The organism is Vibrio sp. OPT46 (assembly GCF_015163535.1).
GTDB classification, from domain to species: Bacteria; Pseudomonadota; Gammaproteobacteria; order Enterobacterales; family Vibrionaceae; genus Vibrio; species Vibrio alginolyticus.
Map to the genome: position 1 here is coordinate 1 of NZ_JADDYG010000065.1, position 508 is coordinate 508.

A 508-nucleotide genomic window follows, 5' to 3' on the forward strand; every position below is an offset into this window, starting at 1 on the left:
TAGTGTTGGTCGAGGTTGCATTTTTCGGCAATTGTTTAGGTTTAATTGATATTTGGTTCTCTGTGTTGTGGCATAAAGAACTTATGCTTTCTACTAGCCCAATTAGACCGTACTCAAAATGAATGTATGGAGTGAAAGTGATAGAAACTATAGATGCATTAGATAGTATCGACTTCGCTAAATCCATTTCGTTGCATTTGTTTTTAGGGATCAACAAATTTATCTTGCCTTCACATTTAGTCTCGATACCAATTACAAGTCCGCCTCTTTTTTCGTGCATTGCATCACTAATAACACCAGCAAAAGTACATTTGGGGCTAAACTTTGATACTCGTTTTCGCCAAGCGTCTCGGTCACGACTTTGCAGTGAAGTAATATATTGCTGACTTGTAGAGGCTGATTTTGGTCCAACAGAGATAATCCATTTAATGAGTGATGGCCAATTTGAGATTTTCATGAGCTGTACCTGAAGGATAATTACACAGTATAAATACCACATTAACACACG

1 protein-coding gene is annotated in these 508 nt (G+C 37.4%); it reads right to left on the reverse strand.

Features of this window, described 5'->3' with window-relative positions:
* The coding region (locus tag IQR33_RS02795; RefSeq protein ID WP_193843499.1) for a hypothetical protein at positions 1 to 457 on the reverse strand (457 nt) is incomplete at its 3' end.
* Between the last annotated feature and the right edge of the window lie 51 nt (positions 458 to 508).